The sequence below is a fragment of the Alteromonas profundi genome (genome assembly GCF_010500865.1).
Classification (GTDB): Bacteria; Pseudomonadota; Gammaproteobacteria; order Enterobacterales; family Alteromonadaceae; genus Alteromonas; species Alteromonas profundi.
The window spans coordinates 1-7216 of record NZ_JAAAWN010000048.1 but is presented as its reverse complement, the minus strand read 5'-3'; the positions used below and the strand labels follow the sequence as shown (position 1 = coordinate 7216).

Below are 7216 nucleotides of genomic sequence, written 5' to 3'. Positions count from 1 at the left end.
AAATTGCTTCGATGCGTCAATTTGCGCAACTATCACTGGATAAAGCCATTCCTGACCGCACAACCATTATGAACTTCCGGCACTTGCTGGAAAAACACAAGCTGACTCGCCAATTATTCAAAACGGTTAATCAATGGCTGTCTGACTGCGGTGTGATGATGACGCAGGGCACACTGGTGGATGCCACGATTATTGAAGCACCCAGCTCCACTAAAAATAAAAAGAATGAACGTGACCCGGAGATGCATCAGACCAAGAAGGGCAATGAATGGCACTTCGGCATGAAAGCTCATATTGGTGTGGATGCCAAGAGTGGCCTGCCCCATACGCTGGTGACCACCGCCGCCAACGAACATGACCTTAATCAGATGAAGAACCTGTTGCATGGCGATGAGGAATTCATCTCTGGCGATGCTGGATATCAAGGCGCAGAGAAGCGTGAAGAACTAAAAGAAAAGGATATGGAATGGCTGATAGCAGAGCGCCCGGGCAAAGTTCGGGCACTGAAAAAGCATCCCCGCAAAAACAAAACTGCCATCAACATCGAATATTTAAAGGCCAGCATTCGGGCGAAGGTAGAACACCCGTTTCGCATCATCAAATGCCAGTTTGGTTTTATCAAAGCACGCTATAAAGGGCTGGTGAAAAACGACAGTCAATTGGCTATGTTATTCACTCTGGCGAACGTGTTTAAAGTTGACCAGATGTTGCGACGACAGCCAAGATCTGTCTAGAATCCGGGAATAGCCCGAAATAAGGCCAAAATCCTGCCTAAAACGACGGCATATTGGCCTAAACTGCAAAATTAGAGTTTAAAAATTAGGCAGGCGATGCTGCGGCTTAACTGAGCGTTAAACTGCGAGACTTATTCGCAGTTTCCTTAGCGAATACAGATAATAGCTACACGACCCTGGCAGGTAGAAAGGTACGGGGCCCAGACGGCTCAAAGCCGGTTTTCGTGAACCTCGGCTTCCATTTACCTCATACACCCGTGCTCCCCCCTAAGTCTTTTCGCGATAAATTCAAAAACAGGCAATACCAGTTACCTGCGTTTAGTGCCGATGAAGTGGCTAGCTTTCCCACCCAGCTTCAACAGATTTATAATGAATCTAAAACCGACGGAATGAAAGACGCCGACAAACTGCAAGCTGTTCGCGACTATTACGCCTTTACCGCCTTTGGTGATGCGCTTATCGGCCAAGCAGTTGACGCCTTTAAAGCCTACAGTGAACAACAGGGGCGTGAATATTTGATTGTTTTCACCGTGGGCGATCATGGTTGGCATTTAGGCGAGCAAGGGATAATGGCGAAATTTGGCCCCTGGAAGCAGTCGCTCAATGGTGCTGTTATTGTTGTGTCCTCTGACAAGGAGCGGTTCCCTGCCGGAAAAGTCGTTGATGATTTAGTAGAGTATGTTGATTTAGCCCCTACCCTGATGGCTGGCGCTAATATTAATATTCAAACGCCTGAATACGACTATTTAGATGGCGTAGATTTAGCCATGGTGGCGAACGATGAAACCATCCAGCGTGACTACATTCTAGGAGAAATGAATTTAGTGAGTGGGCATAGAGCTTATTTACGCACTAAAGATTTTGCCTTTTCAATGCGTACTAGAGACCGTCGCGAACCTGCTGTAACCCCCTATCTTAATGATGACATCACGTGGGCTTTAACCGCCCATCCCTTAAAAGTAGACTTGGCGTTGTATGACTTACGGGTTGACCCCCTTGAGCGTCAAAACGTTGCCTATACCGTGGAATACATCAAGCTAGCAGAATGGTTTCGGCAAAAGCTAGGGCGCATTGTTTTAGGGGACGGACGAGTCGAGATGGATTGGAACACGACCAACAGTTACAATATAAGCAACTTTGCAGACGGTGCTGATGATAAGAAGATAGAGATACCTGAAGCCCTTATTCCTCAGCCAGGCATGACGAACCCACAAAGGTTCAACTTATGATGAGAGGGTTTCTGTTAAAAACCTAAGAAAAAGCGCGATGGCAATCTACACAGTGCTTAAGCTATTTGCAAAATAGTAGCTTAAGCATACTTAATTACTTTTCTATCCTTTGGTTTTTACTGGACAATTTAAAGAAAAACGTTAACATTTCGCAAATGTGTATTTCAATAATGTTTGGAGTTTCTAATGAAACCAAAAATTCTTTCTGTTCGCGATCAAATTGCTGACCTTATCCGCTCAGATATCATTTCTGGTGAATTAGCGCCAAACACTAAGCTTAACGAAATTCAGTTAGCAGAGCGATTCGACGTGTCTCGTGGCCCTATTCGTGATGTAATATTGAAGCTAACTAAGGAAGGCTTATTGGTTAGTAAAAACAATGTGGGCGCGTCGGTGAATACACCGCTACCTTCTGAATTACAAAAGTTAAGCATTGATTTACGTAAGAAAATTGAAGAGTACGCAGCCAAACAACTGGCGGGAAATTTAACCGCTGAACAGTTGGCCAATATGGATAAACTCATCGACAATATGCAAGAGCATTTTGAGCGAGAAGAATACACCGAGCTGACCAAAGCAGACATTGCTTTTCACGAATACTTTGTTGAACTTGCCGGCGGTGAAAGCCTACTCAACCTGTGGTATCCCATTGTTATTCGAATGCGTATGAACTATCAACGCATCAAAACCTCAAGCAAGTTAGTGGACGAACACAGAGACATAGTTAACGCGTTCCGACAAGGCGACGCTAAAGGTGCCATCGCTGCTATTCGCAAAAATATCAAATAGCTTAATCGCATAGTAAAACTGCCCAAACTCGCTATTTTTTATATGGATTTTTTTTATATAGTTACTGGGCAAATCTTAGTTCGCCTACCCATCCATTTATTTTTGGCTATTTTAAGAAAAGACTTCACCGCTTTACTTCGGTGAAGTTTCTTGCCCCCCTATCGTCCTTTATGTAAAACGTGCTTTATGCCCCTTCTGTGCGGGTTTGTTCACTCTGTTACCGTTTGAGAGGAAAAGACCTCACCTATTTCCCCACTAATCTCTTAAGTTTTGCGCGAACTTTTCTTAATTTTCTCCGGTTTTTCTTTTCTTACCTCGTTTTTTTTCTCGTCTCGTTTTTTCCTGTCTCGTTTTTCTTTTCTATTTTATTGCTACCTTATCTTTGGTCATATTGTTGACAATATACATTAAACAAACAATAATAATTAAGTTAACAATGCCTTTACACTATAATTACAGGAACTCTTATGAAAAGTACAAAGTTAAACACGGTCTCGCTTGCCGTTGCATGCGCTCTGTTGAGTAATGATGTGATAGCTCAAGAAGATAAGTCTGTAGAAATCATTGAAGTTAAAGGTATTCGAGGATCTTTGACCTCGGCTATGGATATAAAACGGGAATCCTCTGGGGTAGTAGAGGCCATTTCAGCAGAAGATATCGGAAAATTTCCAGACACTAACCTAGCAGAATCACTACAACGTATTACTGGTGTTTCTATTGATAGAACGAACAATGAAGGCAATCAAGTTACCGTACGCGGTTTCGGTCCTAGCTTTAACCTCGTAACACTTAATAACCGGCAAATGCCCAATTCATCGTCGTTACTTTCAAACGGTATATCTCGTAGTTTCAACTTTCGTGAAATAGCGGCTGAAAGTGTCTCTGGGGTCGAAGTTCACAAAACAGGCAAGGCTCACGTAAGCTCTGGTGGCTTGGGCGCCACTATAAATATCAATACTGCTCGTCCCTTTGAATTGGATGAATTTGTAGCAGCCTGGAGCGCAAAAGCAGTTATGGACACGAGTGTAACTGTCGGCGACGAGGTCACCCCTGAACTTGCTGGTATGGTAAGCAAAACCTTTGCAGATAAAACGTTTGGTGTGCTCGCCTCCTTCTCTTATGCTGAACGTGATAGTCATGTAGATCGTATCGGAACGCAAGGTTGGGGACGAGGTTATCCCGGGCAAGATGACCCTGACACCAGCGCTATCGACACCTCTAAGAACCCCACACTTGCAACATGGCGTACTCCTACGGTGGATTTTGAGGAATCGAACTATAACCGCGACCGAATAAATGGCCAGCTCGTGTTTCAATTTGCTCCTACCGACACACTTACCGCCACCTTTGACTACGTAGTTTCCCGCTTAGACGAGCAAGGAAAAATGAACCGAATGAGTTTTTGGTTCGACAAAGTGGAAGCAGGTGCTGCAGATGAGAACGGCACTATTATTAACCCCAGTCGTATGGATGACGAACTTAACTTCTGGGCGTGGGAATATAATTTCGAAACAGAAAATGACTCGTACGGTGCCAACTTTGATTGGCAAGCAACAGATGCACTTAGCTTTGAATTAGACGTGCACGATTCAACCTCTCACTCTAACCCAGGCGGTCTACCTGCTGAACGCATTGCTAACCTAAAAAACCCATTTGGTGACTTAGCGCCGGTGCACATTAGTGCTGACTTTAGCGGTGATATACCTATCGCCTATTACGACGACACGGGTTTACCCGGGGGCGCGTATGCACCAGAAAATATTGAAGCGGATCTGTATCAAGAGCGCGGCTACGAAATTAAGAACAATATTCAGCAAATACAACTATCAGGCAAATGGTTGAATATGGAAGCCGGCGCATTAGATGCTATTAACTTCGGCTTCGCTCATACCAAGTACGAAGTAGACAGTAATAATATCTATAGTGATAATTTTGCGTTAGGCAATGGGGCCATGGATATAAGTGAGCTTGACTATGGCTTTAGCCCTGGCGGTATAGGTTTTGAATTTTTACCCGTGTTTAGTGCAAACGAGTTTCTCGAGTTGGTGAAAGCGCAATCACTCTATAATGAGCCTGATGTAAAAAAAGACGGTATTACAGAAGAAACCACTGCTGCCTACCTTTCTTTTGACTTTGTTACCGATTTCAACAATATGCCAATTAATGCCAGCTTTGGGGTTCGTTACGAAGAAACCGATGTTGAATCATATTCAGTACAGCGCCCAGTCACCGGCTTTAATTGGATCACACCAATTCAACTTTCAAAAGTATTAGCAGACGAAGAAGTCACCGAGACCCTTGAAGGCGCGTACGAGCATTTTCTACCCAATCTAGATATTAGCTTGAACATTACTGACGACTTAATAACCCGGTTTTCCTACAGTAAAACCATTGCCAGAAGCAGCATTGGAGCTATGTTCCCCGCCACCAGTTTAGATTTACATCGCGCGGGCGGCCCGTTCAGAGCATCACGAGGTAATCCGAATCTACTGCCTTTTGAATCAGAGAATATTGATTTGTCTTTGGAGTATTACTATCAAGAAGGAAGCTATGTTTCTTTGGGGCACTTCCGTAAACAAGTAGACAACTTCATTGCCACCGGGCAGATAGAAAGCGAATTAGAGGGACCTAACGGCCCCTTGACCGACCCGAGCATTAACCCGCGGGGAGACTGCCCTACAGGCACAGCCACAGATCCTATTGCTGATTGTGTTTCGCAGCCAGATGACCCTATTATTCAATGGGAAATTTCTACGCCGCAAAACCTCGACGCCACACGCGTATATGGCTGGGAATTTAATGTACAGCACTTATTTGGCGATACCGGCTTCGGCACTATCGTCAATTACACCATGGTAAATAGCGCAGATGAATATGATGTCTATTCTCTAGAAAATGATTTTGCGCTAACCGGCTTAAGTGACTCCGCCAACTGGGTAGTGTTTTACGAACAAGACAATTATCAAGTTCGCGCGGCGTATAACTGGCGCGATGAGTTTTTACTTTCTGGCGGTTTAGAACCCACCTTTACCGAGGCTTACAGCCAACTCGACATATCAGCTAGTTATGACATAAACGAACACTTTTCCGTGTTTCTAGATGGTATTAATATCACTGACGAAAGTACCCGCCGTCACGGCAGGTTTAGCAATCAACTTATTGACTATGAAACATATGGGCCGCGCTACAACGTGGGTTTCAGAGGCAAGTTTTAACGCGGTTTAATTGAAGGGCCTTCAACGGGTTTTCCTTAGGCGCAGCGTCAAAGGAAAACCACCCCGTCAATTAGGGCTATTGCTAATCCTCTCCTAACGCATGCGCAGCAGCATCTCTTATTTTCTTATCGGGATCACCGCCTTTAGCAGCGGTAAGAAAATGACTCGCTTGGGCGTAGTAACTCAACTGCTCTAGCAGGGCCACTGCTTTAAGTCTATTGGCACTGTCAGGTTCACTAAACAGTACCTGCCCTAGGTAGCGAACCGATGTATCACCACCAATTACGCCAAATCCTTCGATAACCTCAGATCTTACCATAGCGTTTTCATGGCCTAAGTGCCTTGCTAACCCAAAGGCATCGTTTTCTGCAATGTATTCTTGGATTTGGTAACGCGCTTCATTACGCAGGACCTCAGCGTCAATATCCGTCTCCTGTGAGGCGAATGAATAGTAAGTGGCTTCCCCGCGAATATTCTCACCTGAACAAGCATCGAGCCTCACATCTAAACTATCGTTAGTTTCGTCCCTAACGCGTGGGTTAACAGAATTAGGGTTAGCGGGTAGCTTAGTTTTAAAAGAAGGCACACTTTGTACAGTTGTTAACGCCACGGGGGTTAGCGCGTCATAAGCAGTAGTGTCCATAGAAGTGCTATTGACGTTTTCATTCGTTCGGCTATTGGCATACCAACCTAAAACAAAGCCAACGAGGAGTGCAGAAAAAAGAGTAAGCCACTTATCTAACATTTTTACTATCGCGTTGGTAGGAAAGATTTCGTTGTTTAAGGGTAGTCTATTTCCCAGAAAAATGGCGATTTATGATCGTGATTAGACACTACTGAACCATGTCAGATTTATTTACACTTTTTTTTACAACTCCCGCTTACTACTTTATAACCAGTTGATTTTATTGGTATGGCTTAGTTAATGCATAGGGATAACTCAGCATATTGCCCCCCCTGTAAGGATAACTAATGAAGTTAGTCAAAGCCGTTCCAGCTTTTATCGTCATACCGTTTACCCTTTTACTTTCTTTTAATTCCAGTGCCGCTACGATCTCGGTAACCTTAGGAAACGACACTGGTTTAATAGACGGTACACAAACTGCACTAATACCAACAATATGAATCGCCCCGTGTTTGCCAGAGACTCAATAACTTGAGAAACTGGAACTATGAAAAAATCAAATCGCTATACATCAGAATTTCGTGAACGTGCAATTAGGCTTGTTACCACACAACAGCATGAATA

The 7216-nt window shown here is 44.1% G+C and carries 6 protein-coding genes; 5 read left to right on the top strand and 1 reads right to left on the bottom strand.

The features are described from left to right. The 4 genes from GTH32_RS18675 to GTH32_RS18660 all read left to right on the top strand — a co-directional run. Positions 1-734 (top strand): IS5 family transposase (locus GTH32_RS18675; protein ID WP_163088640.1); only part of this gene is annotated, 734 nt, incomplete at its 5' end. A gap of 110 nt (positions 735-844) precedes the next feature. After that, positions 845-1963: a sulfatase-like hydrolase/transferase gene (locus GTH32_RS18670; RefSeq protein WP_163088642.1), complete on the top strand. Its 1119-nt coding sequence runs from the start codon at positions 845-847 to the stop codon at positions 1961-1963. Positions 1964-2149: 186 nt separating this feature from the next. After that, on the top strand, positions 2150-2752 hold the full coding sequence (locus GTH32_RS18665; RefSeq protein ID WP_163088638.1) for a GntR family transcriptional regulator: 603 nt from the start codon (positions 2150-2152) through the stop codon (positions 2750-2752). A 467-nt stretch (positions 2753-3219) separates the two neighbouring features. Beyond that, positions 3220-5967 carry a TonB-dependent receptor gene (locus tag GTH32_RS18660; RefSeq protein WP_163088636.1) on the top strand — a complete coding sequence of 916 codons (2748 nt, stop codon included), beginning with the start codon at positions 3220-3222 and terminating at the stop codon, positions 5965-5967. Positions 5968-6049: 82 nt separating this feature from the next. Here GTH32_RS18660 and GTH32_RS18655 read toward each other — a convergent pair whose 3' ends face one another. Continuing rightward, positions 6050-6712 carry a HEAT repeat domain-containing protein gene (locus GTH32_RS18655; RefSeq protein WP_163088634.1) on the bottom strand — a complete coding sequence of 221 codons (663 nt, stop codon included), beginning with the start codon at positions 6710-6712 and terminating at the stop codon, positions 6050-6052. Positions 6713-6939: 227 nt separating this feature from the next. Here GTH32_RS18655 and GTH32_RS18650 point away from each other — a divergent pair, with 227 nt between their 5' ends. Then, entirely contained in the window at positions 6940-7092 is a 153-nt protein-coding gene (locus GTH32_RS18650; protein ID WP_163088631.1) for a hypothetical protein, read from the top strand. The last annotated feature ends 124 nt before the right edge of the window (positions 7093-7216 follow it).

Excerpts from the sequence above, each read along its gene's own strand:
- GTH32_RS18665 (WP_163088638.1), top strand. The coding sequence starts at position 2,150 with ATGAAACCAAAAATTCTTTCTGTTCGCGATCAAATTGCTGACCTTATC.
- GTH32_RS18660 (WP_163088636.1), top strand. The coding sequence starts at position 3,220 with ATGAAAAGTACAAAGTTAAACACGGTCTCGCTTGCCGTTGCATGCGCT.
- GTH32_RS18655 (WP_163088634.1), bottom strand. The coding sequence starts at position 6,712 with ATGTTAGATAAGTGGCTTACTCTTTTTTCTGCACTCCTCGTTGGCTTT.
- GTH32_RS18650 (WP_163088631.1), top strand. The coding sequence starts at position 6,940 with ATGAAGTTAGTCAAAGCCGTTCCAGCTTTTATCGTCATACCGTTTACC.